Annotated in this window: 14 protein-coding genes and 2 pseudogenes; 13 read left to right on the forward strand and 3 right to left on the reverse strand. The window is 74.5% G+C overall.

The window, feature by feature from the left end:
- Positions 1-237, forward strand: a 237-nt coding sequence (locus ACIA6B_RS32265) for an oligopeptide/dipeptide ABC transporter ATP-binding protein (RefSeq protein ID WP_396779240.1), incomplete at its 5' end; no start/stop codon positions are given.
- 144 nt (positions 238-381) lie between these two features.
- Here the strand turns inward: ACIA6B_RS32265 and ACIA6B_RS32270 are convergent.
- A complete protein-coding gene (locus ACIA6B_RS32270; protein WP_396779241.1) occupies positions 382-1,377 on the reverse strand; it encodes a helix-turn-helix transcriptional regulator in 996 nt (331 codons plus the stop codon).
- A 44-nt stretch (positions 1,378-1,421) separates the two neighbouring features.
- Between ACIA6B_RS32270 and ACIA6B_RS32275 the strand changes: the two genes are divergently transcribed.
- Together ACIA6B_RS32275 and ACIA6B_RS32280 are read left to right on the forward strand one after the other, a co-directional pair.
- Positions 1,422-1,898: a hypothetical protein gene (locus ACIA6B_RS32275; RefSeq protein WP_396779243.1), complete on the forward strand. Its 477-nt coding sequence runs from the start codon at positions 1,422-1,424 to the stop codon at positions 1,896-1,898.
- On the forward strand, positions 1,898-2,353 hold the full coding sequence (locus ACIA6B_RS32280) for a hypothetical protein (protein ID WP_396779244.1): 456 nt from the start codon (positions 1,898-1,900) through the stop codon (positions 2,351-2,353). The genes ACIA6B_RS32275 and ACIA6B_RS32280 overlap by 1 nt, the downstream gene beginning before the upstream one ends.
- Positions 2,354-2,366: 13 nt before the next feature.
- Here the strand turns inward: ACIA6B_RS32280 and ACIA6B_RS32285 are convergent, their stop codons facing one another.
- Positions 2,367-3,035 carry a TetR/AcrR family transcriptional regulator gene (locus ACIA6B_RS32285; RefSeq protein ID WP_396779246.1) on the reverse strand — a complete coding sequence of 223 codons (669 nt, stop codon included), beginning with the start codon at positions 3,033-3,035 and terminating at the stop codon, positions 2,367-2,369.
- Positions 3,036-3,147: 112 nt separating this feature from the next.
- Here ACIA6B_RS32285 and ACIA6B_RS32290 point away from each other — a divergent pair, with 112 nt between their 5' ends.
- The 7 genes and pseudogenes from ACIA6B_RS32290 (at position 3,148) to ACIA6B_RS32320 (ending at position 10,383) form a co-directional block, all read left to right on the forward strand.
- Complete coding sequence (locus tag ACIA6B_RS32290) at positions 3,148-4,647, forward strand: flavin-containing monooxygenase (protein WP_396779248.1); 1,500 nt, start codon at positions 3,148-3,150, stop codon at positions 4,645-4,647.
- Positions 4,640-5,524: pseudogene (locus tag ACIA6B_RS32295) on the forward strand (SDR family NAD(P)-dependent oxidoreductase); the annotation flags it as partial. The gene ACIA6B_RS32290 and the pseudogene ACIA6B_RS32295, both read left to right, overlap by 8 nt.
- A gap of 161 nt (positions 5,525-5,685) precedes the next feature.
- Complete coding sequence (locus ACIA6B_RS32300) at positions 5,686-6,537, forward strand: alpha/beta fold hydrolase (protein WP_396779250.1); 852 nt, start codon at positions 5,686-5,688, stop codon at positions 6,535-6,537.
- A 79-nt stretch (positions 6,538-6,616) separates the two neighbouring features.
- Positions 6,617-7,270 carry a GntR family transcriptional regulator gene (locus tag ACIA6B_RS32305; RefSeq protein WP_396779251.1) on the forward strand — a complete coding sequence of 218 codons (654 nt, stop codon included), beginning with the start codon at positions 6,617-6,619 and terminating at the stop codon, positions 7,268-7,270.
- Entirely contained in the window at positions 7,267-8,544 is a 1,278-nt protein-coding gene (locus ACIA6B_RS32310; RefSeq protein WP_396779253.1) for a nitrate/nitrite transporter, read from the forward strand. The genes ACIA6B_RS32305 and ACIA6B_RS32310 overlap by 4 nt, the downstream gene beginning before the upstream one ends.
- 124 nt (positions 8,545-8,668) lie before the next feature.
- Positions 8,669-9,757 carry an S-(hydroxymethyl)mycothiol dehydrogenase gene (locus ACIA6B_RS32315; protein ID WP_107157809.1) on the forward strand — a complete coding sequence of 363 codons (1,089 nt, stop codon included), beginning with the start codon at positions 8,669-8,671 and terminating at the stop codon, positions 9,755-9,757.
- Positions 9,754-10,383 carry an MBL fold metallo-hydrolase gene (locus ACIA6B_RS32320; protein ID WP_396779255.1) on the forward strand — a complete coding sequence of 210 codons (630 nt, stop codon included), beginning with the start codon at positions 9,754-9,756 and terminating at the stop codon, positions 10,381-10,383. Before ACIA6B_RS32315 ends, ACIA6B_RS32320 begins: the two co-directional genes overlap by 4 nt.
- 129 nt (positions 10,384-10,512) lie before the next feature.
- Here ACIA6B_RS32320 and ACIA6B_RS32325 read toward each other — a convergent pair whose 3' ends face one another.
- A complete protein-coding gene (locus tag ACIA6B_RS32325) occupies positions 10,513-11,352 on the reverse strand; it encodes an MEDS domain-containing protein (RefSeq protein ID WP_396779257.1) in 840 nt (279 codons plus the stop codon).
- A gap of 292 nt (positions 11,353-11,644) precedes the next feature.
- On the opposite strand from ACIA6B_RS32325, the pseudogene rho reads away from it, so the two are divergent.
- The 3 genes and pseudogenes from rho to ACIA6B_RS32340 all read left to right on the forward strand — a co-directional run.
- Positions 11,645-12,844 (forward strand): annotated as a pseudogene (gene rho, locus ACIA6B_RS32330) (transcription termination factor Rho); the annotation flags it as partial.
- 75 nt (positions 12,845-12,919) lie between these two features.
- Positions 12,920-14,005, forward strand: coding sequence for a DUF3626 domain-containing protein (locus ACIA6B_RS32335; protein ID WP_396779258.1), 1,086 nt, complete (start codon positions 12,920-12,922; stop codon positions 14,003-14,005).
- 184 nt (positions 14,006-14,189) lie between these two features.
- A complete protein-coding gene (locus tag ACIA6B_RS32340) occupies positions 14,190-14,978 on the forward strand; it encodes a hypothetical protein (protein ID WP_396779260.1) in 789 nt (262 codons plus the stop codon).
- Positions 14,979-15,294: the final 316 nt, after the last annotated feature.

The following is a 15,294-nucleotide window of genomic DNA, read 5'->3' on the forward strand; positions in this document are numbered from 1 at the left end:
CGCCTCACCGGCGACGTCCCCACCCCCCTCAACCCACCATCGGGCTGCCGCTTCCGCACCCGCTGCTGGAAAGCCACCGACCGCTGCGCCACCGAAACACCCGCACTGACCACCCGCGACGGCGGCACCCAACTCACCGCCTGCCACCACCCGGAGAACGCCCCGATCACCGTCTCGACCGGAAGTGGGCACCTGACCTGCCACGATGACCCGGAGAGACAACCGGAACGGGGGTGACGCGGCTCGTCCCTCCGAACGGCCCGCCACCCGCCACCCTGACCGGCCCGCCACGCGTCAGCCGGCCGCGTCCGCCGTCGGGGCCTAGGTTGACCAAGGAGTTCGGGTCACGGTCGGGCTCGACCCCGGACGCGAACTCCTTGGTCAACGGGCGGCCGGAGCGGGGGCGGCCGGGGCGTAGAGAGCGGCCAGCGCGGCGGCGGTCCCGGCCAGGCGGGCACGCAGGTCGGCGGGGGAGAGGACCTCCACGTCGGCGCCGAGCCGCAGCAGATCGCCGTGCGCGTGGGTGAGCGACTCGATGGGGATCACGGCCCGCACCCAGCCCGCCGCGTCGGGCGGGCCGGCGCTCGCCTCGGCGGCGTCGACCACCACGTCGCTGCCGATCTCGCGCAACCGCTCCCGCCCGCGTGGGGAGAGCCGGATGTGGGCCTCGTCCCGGTGCAGCCCGGCCCGGAACGCGACCACGTGCGCCCGCCACCATTCCGGCAGGTCGAACTCCGGCCGTTCGAACGGCTCGTCCAGCGGAGCGAGGCCGAGGATCTGGTTGATCCGGTAGGTGGCCGGCCCGGCACGATCCGGGCGGGCCGCGACCACGTACCAGCGGCCACCCTTGAGCACCAGGCCGTACGGCTCCAGCACCCGGGTCACCTCCTCGCGCCAGCTCCGGTAGCGGACCCGGATCCGGTGTTCCCGCCACACCGCCTCGGCCACGGCGGCCAGGTGCGGCGACGGGTCCCCGTCGGAGTACCAGCCCGGGGTGTCCAGGTGGAACCGTTGCTCCAACCGGGCGGCCCGGTCGGCCAGCGGGGCGGGGAGCGCGGCCCGCAGTTTGAGCTGCACGGCCGCCGCGACCGACTGGTAGCCCAGCTCGGCGGCCGGCCCGGGAAGCCCGGCGAAGAGCAGCCGGTCGGCCTCCTCGGCGGTGAGCCCGGTCAGCCGGGTCCGCCAGCCGTCGACCAGCCGGTAGCCGCCGGCGTGCCCGGCCTCGCCGTACAGCGGGATGCCGGCCGCGTGCAGCGCCTCGACGTCCCGGTAGACGGTGCGCGCCGACACGTCGAGCCGGGCGGCCAGGTCGGCGGCGGTGAGCCGGCCGTGCGCCTGGAGCAGCAACAGGATGGACAGGAGTCGACTGGCCCGCACTCCGCTGACACTAGCTGTCAGGGAAGTGGCCCTACCGTCCGCGCATGGCCTTCCACGACAAGGAGCTGACCGTGCCGGGGACCGTCGAGGTCGCCGGCCGGCACGTCAAGCGCTACCACATCGACCAGCCCGAACGCCGGCTCGAACCGGAGGTGGTCACCGCCGCGTACGCGTACCTGCCGGCGCTGCTGCCCGACCCGGACGGCGCCACGCCGCCGGTGAGCTGGACGGTGCTGCACCGGGGCACGGACACCGGCGCGTACCTGCTGGCGTACAGCTGGTTCTTCGACAACGTCGTCGAGTGCCACATCGCGATCGCCGGGCAACCGGCGCTGGCCTGCCCGGACGACGACCCGGCACACTTCGTCGACCTGACGCGGCCCGGCGTCGGCTGCGTCTGGGAGCTGGGCGTGCTGGAGCACGAGCGCGCCGCCTGGGTCCGGCACCTGCTCACGCCGGACGAACCCGACCTGGCCGGCTACCTGGCCGACACCCGCGCCGAGGGGCCGGTGGGGCGCTGATGGGTGACTTCGACTTCCTCGTCGGCGCCTGGGACGTGACCAACCGGCGGCTGCGCGAGCGCCACGTGGGCAGCGACGACTGGGACGAGTTCGCCGGCGTCAGCGAGGCGCGGTCGTTCTTCGACGGCGCCGGCAGTTTCGACGAGATGCGCTGCCCGAGCCGGGGCTTCTCCGGCTCCACCGTGCGGATCCTCGACCCGGCGACCGGCCTCTGGTCGATCTACTGGATGAACAGCCGTCGCGGGGTGCTGGAGCTGCCGCCGGTGGTGGGCCGGTTCACCGACGGCGTCGGCACGTTCCACGCCGACGACTCCGACGAGGGGCGGCCGGTGCGCTGCCGGTTCCTCTGGTCGGTGATCACCCCCGACTCCTGCCGCTGGGAGCAGGCGTTCTCCACCGACGGCGAACGCACCTGGGAGACCAACTGGATCATGGAGTTCGCCCGGCGGCGCTAGCGCACGCGGCGGCTCAGGCCGGCCCGGCCGGGGGCGTGGTGGTGCGGTAGATCGCGGTCAGCCAGACGTCGAGCAGCACGTCGACCACGTCCCGCTCGGCCACCGCCGGGCCGTCGCCGGCGAACGTCGCGTACCAGACCCGCTCGTTCATCGAGTTCAACGCGATGGCCAGGTCCCGGGCGGGCAGCCCGTCCGGGGCCGCGCCGCGCCCGCGTTCCATCTCGATCGCGGCCTGCACCGCGCGGACCCAGCGTTCCAGCACCTCGGCCCAGAGTCGCCGGACCTCGGCGTTCGTGCCGCGCACCTGGGCGCAGGCGAGCACCACGTCGCGGTGGCCGCCGAAGGTGGCGTGGAACCGGGCGATCAGCTCCCGCCACCGGGCGCGCGGATCCTCGGCGAGCCGGTCCAGCACGTCGCCGGCGGCGGCGTCGGCCTCCTCGGTGACCCGGTCGAGCAGGGTGAGCAGCACCGCGTCCTTCGACGGGAAGTAGAAGTAGAACGTGGGCCGGGAGATGCCGGCGCCCCGCGCCAGGTCGTCGATGGAGATGTCGCCGAACGCGCGCTCCCGCAGCAGCCGCTCGGCGGTGGCCAGGATCGCCACCTCCCGGTCGTCGCCGGTGGAGCGGCCGGCCCGCCGCCCACGGTTCGGCGTGGCGCCGGTCGGTGTCCGGGCGGTGGTCATGTCGGCCGATGCTACACCCGGTCAACACCCTGTCGATCGGACTCGACAGGGTGTTGACCGGGGTCCGGGGCGGTGGATAGGGTCCGGTCACCGCGGGAGAACGGGAGAAGCCATGGCCTCCGACCACGTCGACGTTCTCATCGTCGGCGCCGGCCTGTCCGGCGTCGGCGCCGCCGTCCACCTGGGACGCGAGTGCCCCGGCAAGACCTACGCGGTGCTGGAGGCCCGGGGTGCCATCGGCGGCACCTGGGACCTGTTCCGCTACCCGGGCGTCCGCTCCGACTCGGACATGTACACGCTCGGCTACTCGTTCAAGCCGTGGACCGACCCGAAGGCGATCGCCGACGGCGAGTCGATCCGCCGGTACGTCCGGCAGACCGCCCGCGAGCACGACGTGGAACGGCACATCCGCTTCCACCACCGGGTCACCCGCGCCGAGTGGGACAGCGCCACCGCCCGCTGGACGGTGCACGCCCGCCGCGACGACACCGGCGAGGACACCACGATCACCTGCGGCTTCCTGTTCACCAACTCCGGTTACTACCGCTACGACGAGGGCTACACACCCCCGCTGCCGGGCGTCGAGCGGTATGCCGGCACGCTGGTGCACCCGCAGCACTGGCCGCAGCGGCTCGACTTCACCGGCAAACGGGTGGTGGTGATCGGCAGCGGCGCCACCGCGGTGACCCTGGTCCCGGCGATGGCCGAGCGGGCCGCCCACGTCACCATGCTCCAGCGCTCCCCGACGTACGTCATCGCGCTGCCGTCGCGTGACAGGTTCGCCGAGGCCGCGCGGCGCTGGCTGCCCCCGCGCACCGCGTACGCGGTGGCGCGCGGGAAGAACGTCGCGCTGGGGGTGGCGAACTTCCAGCTCAGCCGCCGGGCGCCCGGCCTGGTGAAGCGGTTCCTGCGCCGCGCCGCGAAGGGTCGACTGCCGGTCGGGTACGACGTCGACAGGCACTTCTCGCCCCGCTACGACCCCTGGGACCAGCGGCTGTGCGTGGTGCCGGACGGCGACCTGTTCACCGCGCTGGCCGAGGGCCGGGCGTCGGTGGTCACCGACACCATCGACACGTTCACCGAGCACGGCCTGCGGCTCGCCTCCGGCGACGAGTTGCCGGCCGACCTCGTGGTCACCGCCACCGGCCTCAACCTGCTGGCGCTCGGCGGCATGACGCTGACCGTCGACGGCGTCGACGTCGACCTCGCCGCCACCATCGCCTACAAGGGCATGATGCTCTCCGGCGTGCCGAACTTCGCCATGACCATCGGCTACACCAACGCGTCCTGGACGCTGAAGGCCGACCTGGTCGCCACGTACGTCTGCCGGCTGCTGCGCCACCTCGACGACACCGGCCAGCAGATCGTCACCCCGCTCGCCCCGGACACCGACGATCTCGTGCCGATCATCGACCTGAAGTCCGGGTACGTGCTGCGCGCGGTCGACCAGTTGCCGAAGCAGGGCCCGCGCGCCCCGTGGCGGCTGCACCAGAACTATCCTCGCGACGTACGCCTGATGCGGCACGGGCCGCTGACCGACGGCGTCCGGTTCGCCCGTGCCGGCGCGCCGGCCCCCGCGGCCGTGGCCGCCTCCGGAGGTACCGATGCGTGATCTCGACTTTCCCGGCGGCACCGCGGTCGTCACCGGCGCGGCCAGCGGCATCGGCGCGGCGCTGGCCGACGGCCTGGCCCGGCGCGGCGCGGAGCTGGTCCTGCTCGACCGGGACGCCGACCGGCTGGCCGCGGTGGTCGCGTCGATCCGGGCCCGGCACCTGGACCGGGAGATCCACACCTACGTGGTCGACCTCGCCGACGCCGAGGCCACCGACCGGGTCGCCGCCGAGATCCAGCACGCGCACCCCCGGATCCGGCTGCTGATCAACAACGCCGGCGTCGCGTTGGGCGGCCGGTTCGACCAGGTCACACTGGACGAGTTCCTCTGGGTCATCGAGATCAACTTTCGGGCCGTGGTGCGGCTGACCCACGCGCTGCTGCCCTCGCTCAAGGCGGAGCCGGGCTCCCACCTGGTCAACGTGTCCAGCCTCTTCGGCCTCATCGCCCCGCCGGGGCAGACCGCGTACGCGGCCAGCAAGTTCGCCGTGCGTGGGTTCACCGAGGCGCTGCGGCACGAGCTGGTCGACGACGGGATCGGCGTCACCTCGGTGCACCCGGGCGGCATCCGGACCCGCATCGTCGCCAGCGCGCGGGTGGGCAGCGGCGTCTCCCCGGAGGAGTACGACGTCGGCCGCCGGCAGTTCGAGAAGCTGTTGACCATCGACCCGGCCGTCGCCGCCGAGGTCATCCTGCGCGGTGCGCAGCGGCGGCGCGGCCGGGTGCTGATCGGCTGGTCGGCCAAGCTGCCCGACCTGCTCGCCCGCATCGCGCCGGCCGGGTTCGGTCGGGTGCTGGCCCTGGGCATGCGCCCGCGACCCGCCCGGGTGCCCGCGCCCCGACCGGCCCCGACCGCCCCGCCGGTCGGCGCGCATGACGCGCCCGTGCCCACCGGCGCCGCCGACACCGCCGGGTCGACCGGTGCCGGTGGCGCGATTGTGCCGAGCGGTTCGGCCGATGCCGCCCGGCCGACCGGTGCCGCCGACGCGGCCGGGTCGGTCCCCGACGGCGCGGTCGGGCGGGAGCCGGGACGCCTGGCGTGACGGCCGGGCTGCCGCCGGCCGACGAGCGCAGCGTGGCCGGTCTGCGGATGCGCTGCCGGATCACCGGGGACGGGCCGCCGGTGCTGCTGTTGCACGGCATCGGCCGTACCCTCGACGACTTCACCGCGCTGCACGCCGCGCTGGCCCGCGACCACCGTGTGCTCGCCGTGGACCTGCCCGGCCACGGCGGCTCCGCGCCGCTGCCCGGACCGCACACGCTGCCCGCCCTGGCCGGCGCGGTCGCCGGGTTCCTCGACGCCGCCGGGGTCACCGGCCCGGCCCACCTGGTCGGCAACTCACTCGGCGGGGCGGTGGCCATGCGCCTGGCCGCCGACGCGCCGCACCGGGCGGCCGGCCTGGCACTGCTCAACAGCGCCGGCTTCGGCCGGGAGGTGACCGTGGCGCTACGGCTGCTGGCGGTGCCCCCGCTGGCGCGACTGCTGCTGCGCCCGCACCCGGCGATCGCCCGCCGCGCCGAGCGCGCCATCTTCGTCGACCCGGCCCACGTCACCGAGGAGCGGATCGCCACCGCGCTCGCGGTGGCCCGGCAGCCGCACGCGGCCCGGGTGATGCGGGAGCTGGTCCGCGACCTGGGGACATGGCGCGGGGTACGCCCCCGCTGGCGCGCCGAGCTGCTCGACGCGGTGGCCGCGCTCGACCTGCCCACGCTGCTCGTCTGGGGCGAGCGCGACCTGATCCTGCCGGCCGCGCACCTGGCGTACGCGCGGGCCCGGCTGCCCGGGGCGCGCAGCCACCTGTTCCGCGACACCGGGCACATGCCGCAGATCGAGCGGACCGCCGAGGTGGCGGCGCTGCTGCGCGACTTCTGGGCGTCGCCCGGCGGGTGACGCGCCGCCCGGCGTGGTCCAGGCCACCATCCGGCACGCCGCCGGGGACTCCCGAACGGGCCGGGCACATCATAGATACATGACGTATCCCAGTGCCGCCACCGGCCTGTCCGCGGCCGAGCGCGCCTACCGCCACCTCAAGCGCGCCGTGCTGGAGCAGGTCTACCCGGGCGGCCAACTGGTGAGCGAGGGGGAGATCGCGGAGGCGACCGGGGTGTCGCGTACCCCGGTCCGGGAGGCGCTCCTGCGGCTGGAGTCGGAGGGCCTGGTCAAGCTCTACCCGAAACGCGGCGCGCTGATCCGGCCGGTGTCCGCCCGGGAGACCGCCGACGTGATCGAGGCCCGCCGCCTGGTCGAGCTGTACGCCGCCGAGCGGGTGTGGCCGCGGCGTGCCGCGCTCCGCGGCGAGCTGGCCGACCGGCTCGACGAGATGCGCCGGTCGCACGCCGCCGGGGACCTCACCGCCCTGATGGCCGCCGACCGGGCCTTCCACGCGGCGGTCGTGGAGGCCGCCGGCAACGAGATCCTGGCCGAGCTCTACCACCGGCTGCGTGACCGGCAACTGCGGATGGGCGAGGCCGGCTTCCGGCTCTCACCCGGCTGGGCCGAGGTCGCCCTCGCCGAGCACGCCGCCCAGCTCGCCGCGCTCGACGGCGACGACCCGGCGGTGTGGCGCGACGCGGTGGCCGGGCACATCGACTCCGCCGCCACCATGCTCGGGACGCTCCGGTGACCGTCGCCCGCCGGCCCGCCGCGCTGATCTACGCGGTGGCCGTCACCGCGTACGTGGCCGCCGTGTTCCACCGCAGCTCACTCGGCGTCACCGGGGTCGACGCGGCGGACCGCTTCGGCATCAACGCCGCCGCGCTGGCCACCTTCTCGGTGGCCCAGCTCGCCGTCTACGCGGCCATGCAGATCCCGGTCGGGGTGCTGCTGGACCGCTACGGGTCACGTCGGCTGCTGCTGGCCGGCGGCGCGCTCATGGTCGCCGGACAGCTCGTGTTCGCGGTCGCCACCGACGTCCGCCTCGCCGTCGCCGCCCGGGTGCTCGTCGGTCTCGGGGACGCGATGACGTTCATCAGCGTGCTGCGGATCGTGGCGTTCTGGTTCCCGGGTCGACGCAACCCGCTGCTGGTGCAGCTCACCGGCACCATCGGCCAGCTCGGCGCGGTGCTCGGCGCCGTACCCCTGGTGGCGCTGCTGCACCACGCGGGCTGGGCCCCGGCGTTCCTGACCGCGGCGGCGCTCGGCGGCACCGTGCTGCTGCTGATCCTCGTCGTGGTCCGGGACACCCCGCACGCCGCGCACGTCGCCGCGCCGGCGCCCGGCCCGGCGGCGGTACGCCGGCAGCTCGCCGACGCGTGGGCCCAGCCCGGCACCCGGCTGGGCCTGTGGACGCACTTCGTCGCCCAGTTCTCCGGCTCGGTGTTCGCGCTGCTCTGGGGCTACCCGTTCCTGGTGCAGGGGCAGGGCTTCACGCCGACCGCCGCGGCCGGGCTGCTCACCCTGATGACCGTGGTGACGTTGGTCTGCGGCCCGGTGGTCGCGCACCTGTGCGCTCGGCACCCGTTCCACCGCTCGGTGCTGGTCTTCGGCATCACCGCCGCCACCGCCGCGGTCTGGGCGGTGGTGCTGCTCTGGCCCGGCCGCGCCCCGCACGCGCTGCTGGTCGCGCTGGTCGTGGTGCTCGCGGTCAACGGCCCCGGCTCGGTGATCGGCTTCGACTACGCCCGGACGTTCAACCCGGTGCACCGCATCGGCAGCGCCACCGGCATCGTCAACGTCGGCGGGTTCGTCGCCTCCATCCTGCTGATCCTGGCCATCGGCGTGGTGCTCGACCTGGCCACCCCGACCGGCCGGGACACCCCGCCGCTGTCCGCGTTCCGGTGGGCGTTCGCGGTGCAGTACCTGCTCTGGGCGCTCGGGGCGGTGCAGGTGCTGCGCTACCGCAACGCCGCCCGCCGCCGGTTGGCCGACGAACGAATGCCGGTGGCGGTGCCGGCCTGAGCGGGCCGGCGACCCCGCCGCCGGACAATCCACCCAGCGGACACACGTCAACCGGCGGGCGTCGCGCCGGCGGTCATGATCGGCGGTAGGTTCGGTGGGGGACCGAGAACGAAGGAGAACTGCCGTGAGTCAGGAAGTCCGGGGAGTCGTGTCGCGGCGCAAGGGCGCGCCGGTGGAGGTCACCACCATCGTGGTGCCCGACCCGGGGCCGGGTGAGGCGGTGGTCCGCGTCCAGTCCTGCGGCGTCTGCCACACCGACCTGCACTACCGCGAGGGCGGCATCAACGACGACTACCCGTTCCTGCTCGGTCACGAGGCCGCCGGCGTCGTCGAGCAGGTGGGCGACGGCGTCACCGACGTGGCCCCGGGCGACTTCGTGGTGCTCAACTGGCGGGCCGTGTGCGGGCAGTGCCGGGCCTGCCGGCGCGGCCGTCCCTGGTACTGCTTCGCCACCCACAACGCGGCGCAGAAGATGACGCTCACCGACGGCACCGAGCTGACGCCCGCGCTGGGCATCGGCGCGTTCGCCGAGAAGACGCTCGTGCACGCCGGCCAGTGCACCAAGGTCGACCCGTCCGCGCGGCCCGCCGCCGTCGGCCTGCTCGGCTGCGGCGTCATGGCCGGTCTCGGGGCGGCCATGAACACCGGCAACGTGACCCGGGGCGACTCCGTCGCGGTGATCGGCTGCGGCGGTGTCGGCGACGCGGCGGTGGCCGGCGCGGCGCTGGCCGGGGCGACGACGATCGTCGCGGTCGACACCGACTCCCGCAAGCTCGACTGGGCGCGGAAGTTCGGCGCCACCCACACCGTCAACGCCTCCGAGGACGACCCGGTCGAGGCGATCCGCGCGGTCACCGGCGGGTTCGGCGCCGACGTGGTGATCGACGCGGTCGGCCGCCCGGAGACCTGGAAGCAGGCGTTCTACGCACGTGACCTCGCCGGCACCGTCGTGCTGGTCGGCGTGCCGACCCCGGAGATGACGCTGGAGCTGCCGCTGCTCGACGTGTTCGGCCGCGGTGGCGCGCTCAAGTCGAGCTGGTACGGCGACTGCCTGCCCAGCCGCGACTTCCCGATGCTCACCGAGCTCTACCGTCAGGGCCGGCTCGACCTGGACGCGTTCGTCACCGAGGAGATCGCTCTCGACCAGGTCGAGGACGCGTTCGCCCGGATGCACCACGGCGACGTGCTCCGCTCGGTGGTGGTCTTCCCGTGACCGCGCACGTGGACCACACCGTCACGTCCGGGACGTTCTCGCTGGACGGGCAGACGTTCGACGTCGACAACAACGTCTGGGTGATCGGCGACGACGACGAGTGCGTGGTGGTCGACGCGCCGCACGACGTGGCCGCCATCCGCACGTTGGTCGGCGACCGGCGGGTGCTCGCGGTGCTGGCCACCCACGCCCACGACGACCACGTCCGGGTCGCCCCCGAGCTGGCCCGCGTCACCGGGGCGCCGGTGCTGCTGCACCCCGCCGACCGGGTGCTGTGGGACCAGGTCCACCCGGACACTCCGCCGGACGGCGACCTCACCGACGGGCAGACCGTCACCGTCGGCGGCACCACGCTGCGGGTCCTGCACACCCCCGGGCACAGTCCGGGAGCGTGCAGCCTTCACGCCCCGGAACTGGGCGTGGTCTTCACCGGCGACACGCTCTTCGCCGGCGGGCCGGGCGCGACCGGCCGGTCGTACAGCGACTTCGGGCTCATCGTCGAGTCGATCCGCACCCGGCTGCTCACGTTGCCGCCGGAGACGGTGGTGCACACCGGGCACGGCGACGACACCACCGTCGGCGCGGAGGCGCCGCACCTGGACGAGTGGATCGCCCGCGGTCACTGAGCACCCGCCCGCCCGGCCTCGACGACCGGCGTGGCCACCGCCCACGGACCGGCGGTGGCCACCGGCTCCTGAGCACGGGCTCGTGACCACCGGCGCTCGTTCAGGCGGGCGGTGCGCCGGTGGCGGCGCTCAGGCCGGCACGCCGTCCAACACGCGCAGCAGCCGGTCCAGCGCCGGCCGGCATCCCACCAGCCGGATACCGCTGCGGCTGGCCCGGCCGGCCCGCGTCAGCTCGGTGGCCGCGCCGGCGTCGGCGAAGCTCAGCTCCGTCAGATCCAGCACCGGGGCCGGACCGGCCAGGGCGGTCAGCTCGCCCAGCAGCGCCACGAACGCGTCACGGTTGCTGCGGTCCACCTGGCCCACCAGCCGTAACCCGGGCGGATCCCCGGTCCGGAAGGCACGCAGCAGCGGCGACCAGGTGCGCGGTGTGAGCGGCCCGGCGGTGCCCGGGTGGGCCGCGGTGAGCAGGCGGAGCTGCTCGGCGGGGAAGCGTCGGCGGTCGTACACACACAGGCCGGCGACCCGGCCGTCGGGAAAGAGCGGGGCCAGCGCCTGCTCGTAGCGTCGCAGCTCGTCCAGGCTGACGCCGGACCGCAGCACCCAGGCCATGTCGCCGCTGAGGCGTACCCCCGGGTAGCCCTCGTGCCGGGCCTGGTCGATCTCGCGGCGGACCGTGTCGGCCAGGGCGGCCGGGGTGGGGCGGCCGGCGCCCGGGAACGCGTCCAGGGCGGGCAGGATCCGCAGTTGCCCGGCCGCCACGGCGGCCTCGGTGGGCACCCCGTCGGCGTCGACCCGCAGGCGGACCGCCTGGGGCGTCAACGTCTCGGTGAAACAGACCACCTTGTGGCCGCGGCGGAGACCGGCGGCGGCGAAGCGAGCGACGGCCTCCAGCGCGTCGCTGTCGTCGTCGTGGATCCAGCAGACGTGATCGCCCAGATCGACCTGGTCGACCACGGTCGTAGCAGTCACGGTGCGGGCCTTCCCGGTGCGACGGGTGCCCTCACTCTAACGAAGCGTCGGGGCCGGCGGCACCGGTGATCCGGTTGCTCACCGCGGCGGGCCGGGTTAGCCTGCTCGTGGACCCGGAAGCCGGCGCCAGACGCCGCCCGCCGTCCGTCATCTCCCCTGTGGCCGGTCACCGACCGCCCTCTCCGCCGCTCGGCTGTCCGACCGGCTTCTCCGCCGCTCGGCTGTCCGACCGGCTTCTCCGCCGCTCGGCTGTCCGACCGGCCGGCTCCTCCGTCGCGGTGACACCGCCCCCGGCCCGCGCCGGGCCGGTCCCGACCCGCGCCGTTCCCCGGTGTCCGCGTCCGCCGACACCACTCCCGACGAAAGGCCACCCATGAACCCCGCACACCGTCCCGTCAGCGGTGTCCTCGACACCGCCGGCGGGCACCACACGCTCCGGGTGGACGGATACCTGCCGTCCACCGCCGACGTCACGCTCAGCGCCGGCCAGGTCCGCCGGTACGGCCTGCGCCGCGGCGACCTGGTCACCGGCACGGTCACCGGCGACTCCCACCCGGGCCGGCCGGCCCTGCTGGACCGGGTGGACACCGTCAACGGCCTCGCCGCCGGACCGGCCCGGCGGCGCCGCGACTTCCACCAGCTCACCCCGGTGCACCCGCGTGAGCGGCTACGGCTGGAGACCGAGCCGCACGTGCTGACCACCCGGCTCATCGACCTGGTCATGCCGATCGGCAAGGGCCAGCGGGCGTTGGTCGTGGCACCGCCGAAAGCCGGCAAGACGATGGTGTTGCAGGCCATCGCGAACGCGGTCACCACCAACCATCCCGACTGTCACCTGATGGTGGTGCTGGTGGACGAGCGACCCGAGGAGGTCACCGACATGTCCCGGTCGATCAAGGGCGAGGTCGTCGCCGCCACGTTCGACCGCCCACCGCGGGACCACACCGCCGTGGCGGAACTGGCGATCGAACGGGCGAAGCGCCTGGTCGAGCTGGGGCAGGACGTGGTCGTGCTGCTCGACTCGCTGACCCGGCTCGGCCGCGCCTACAACCTCACCGTGCGCTCCGCCGGGCGTACGCTCTCCGGCGGCATCGACGTGGCCGCGCTCACCCCGCCCAAACAACTGCTCGCGGCGGCTCGCGCGGTCGAGGAGGGCGGCTCGCTGACCATCCTCGCCTCCGCGCTGGTGGAGAACGGCTCGGCCGCCGACACGCTCATCTTCGAGGAGTTCAAGAGCACCGGCAACGCGGAGCTGAAACTGGACCGGGGGCTCGCCGACCGGCGTACGTTCCCGGCGGTCGACGTGCGCGCCTCCGGCACCCGGCGGGAGGAGGCGCTGCTGACCGACCTCGAACGGCAACGCCTGCGCGCGTTGCGGTCCGCGTTGTCCACGCTGGACCGGCAGGCCGCCCTGGAACACCTGCTGCGCCATCTCGGCGGCACCGGCGGCAACGCGCACCTGCTCGCCCGCCTCGGCGCGACCGGTCGGTAGCAGTACCCCAGGTCCAGCCGTTCCGCGCGGAATTGCCCTGGCCCGACGGGCCCGGCCCCGGCGATACTCGCCGGCATGCCCGGACCGACCCTGACCGCCGCGCAGTCCGCCGCCCTGCGACACGTGCGCGGCGTCGCGCTGCGGGACCGCCCGGCCGCGCTCGCCGTGATCGCGGCACACCTCGCCGGCTCCGGCGCCGGCCTCCGCTGCGACGAGGTCGGCGCGGTGGTCACCGGGTTCGGCCGGCTGACCGTCAACTTCCATCCCGACCGGCTGCTGCGCGACGGCCGTACGGTGGTCGAGGCGCTCGACGACGAGGGCGTGTACCGCAGCCAGTTCGAGACCGGGATCTCCGGCGGCGGGTTGACCGCGTTCCCCGGCGGCGACCGGGACCGCTGGGAGGAGGCGATGTTCGGCGGCGCATACCAGCGTCCGGTCGTGCCCGCCGCCCAGCGCCCGAAGTACGGCGGCCTCAACCTGCTCGGCCATCCCGACGGCGCCTGCCCCCGGTTCGGCTCCTGCCACCTGCGGCTGCGCCCGGAGGCGGTGGCCCGGACCACGTTCACCTTCGGGGACAGTCATCTGGGGCCGACCGAGGTCGGCACCGCCACCGTCTTCGAGCCGGTCCTCGCCGCGCTGCTGGTCGCCACCGCCGGCACCGGCGTCAGCCTCGGCGTGTCCGGAATGGACACCGACACGCTGCTGCGGACGCTGCTGTCCCGGCGGGAACGGGCCGCCGAGCGGGCCGGCCGCGCGCTGGACGACTACATCGAGGCCCAGGTGCACGGCGAGCTGAGCCTCGCCCGTGACGTCGAGGCTCTCGTGGTCGACCCGTCGTTCCGCGACACCGGAACCGGCCGCCACCTCGCCGGGCTCGCCCGCCGGTACGGGGTCCCGCTGCGCTGGCACTGCGGCTTCCAGTTGCCTGTCGACGGCGTCGACGCCGACTTCCGCGGCCCGGCCATGCCGCCGCTGGCCGTCCGCGTGCACGCCGAGTTCGGCCGGCCGGGGGAGCCGCTGCACGCCGCCCTGATCGGCCGGGCCGCCGCGTCGCTGGTACGCGAGCCGCACCGCTGGGCCGACCGCGGACCGGCGGAGCTGACCTGGCAGCACCTCAAGCAGCTCTGGCACGTCCTGGTCCGTTTCGGCGGGCCGGCCTGATCGTCCGGTTTTCCCGCGCTCGTGGAGTGACCTGGACCGCAGCCGCCGCGCCTATCCGACATCTCCGGAATGACCGACAGGTCGGCCTGGTTGTGCCCCGGTACGCCGGCACCCGACCGGGGCCGGCAACCCCCGAGGGGCGCTCACCCCGGAGCGCGTCGTAACGATCGAAAGGGCAACCATCGTGCAGCAGCACCTCACTCGATGGCTCCCCGCCATCGCGAAGACCGCCGTCGCGAAGACCGCCGTCGCGAAGACCGCCGTCGCGAAGACCGCCGTCGCGAAGACCGCCGTCGCGAAGACCGCCGTCGCGAGGACCATCGCCGTCGCCCAGAATCGCCGTGCCGCACTGGCTGTCGCGGGTGTGGCCGCCCTGGGCGGGTTGGCCTTCGCCCCCACCGCCGTCGCCGCGCCGGTGACCAGCGGACCCCACGCCGGCGCCAAGGCCGCCATCGACCTGGCCACCGGCAAGAAGACCGCCACCTCCGGTCTGACCACCGGTAGCGACAAGGTGCCCACCAAGGCCGACCGGCCGGCCCGGGACAAGCTCGTCCCGCACGGCGTCGAGGGCGCGCAGTCGCGTATCCCGCTCGACGACGCGCAGCTCGACAACGCCAAGGCCATCGTCCGGGCGGCCAAGGAGACCGGCGTGGGGGAGCGGGGCGCCGTGATCGGCGTCGCCACGTCCCTGCAGGAGTCCAAGCTCTACAACCTGGGTCACCTCGGCGCGTACAACGACCACGACTCGGAGGGCCTGTTCCAGCAGCGTCCGTCGTCCGGTTGGGGCACGTCCGAGCAGATCACCGACCCGGAGTACGCCAGCAAGGCGTTCTTCGGCGCGCTGAAGAACGTCGGCGGCTGGCAGAACCTGCCGTTGACCAGCGCGGCGCAGACCGTCCAGGTGTCCGCCTATCCGTACGCGTACGCGCAGTGGGAGGAGCAGGCGGCGGACATCGTCCAGCAGCTCTGGTGAGACGTCACCCGTGGACCGGCCGGCCCCGATTCGGGGCCGGCCGGTCCGTCTGGCGCCGGTGATGTGTGCACCCGAACGGACGTAGTGCGCCGTTTGTCCGGTTGGGTGGTGGTGGGCGGCACCCTGGCGGTGGAATGGGTCGGGGGGTGGCGGCGTTGTATCCCGGTGCACGGCCGAGGAAGGCAAGCGGCCCCCGCCGCCGGCCCCCGCCCGGGAATGATGGTGGGTCTCCGGTCGTTGCACTCACTTCCGGCGCCGCGATTGAGGCCCCCGCCCCGCGAGCAGCCAGAACTTGTCTTGTGCGCCTGACGGTGCC

The organism is Micromonospora sp. NPDC051141 (assembly GCF_044455765.1).
Lineage (GTDB): Bacteria > Actinomycetota > Actinomycetes > Mycobacteriales > Micromonosporaceae > Micromonospora.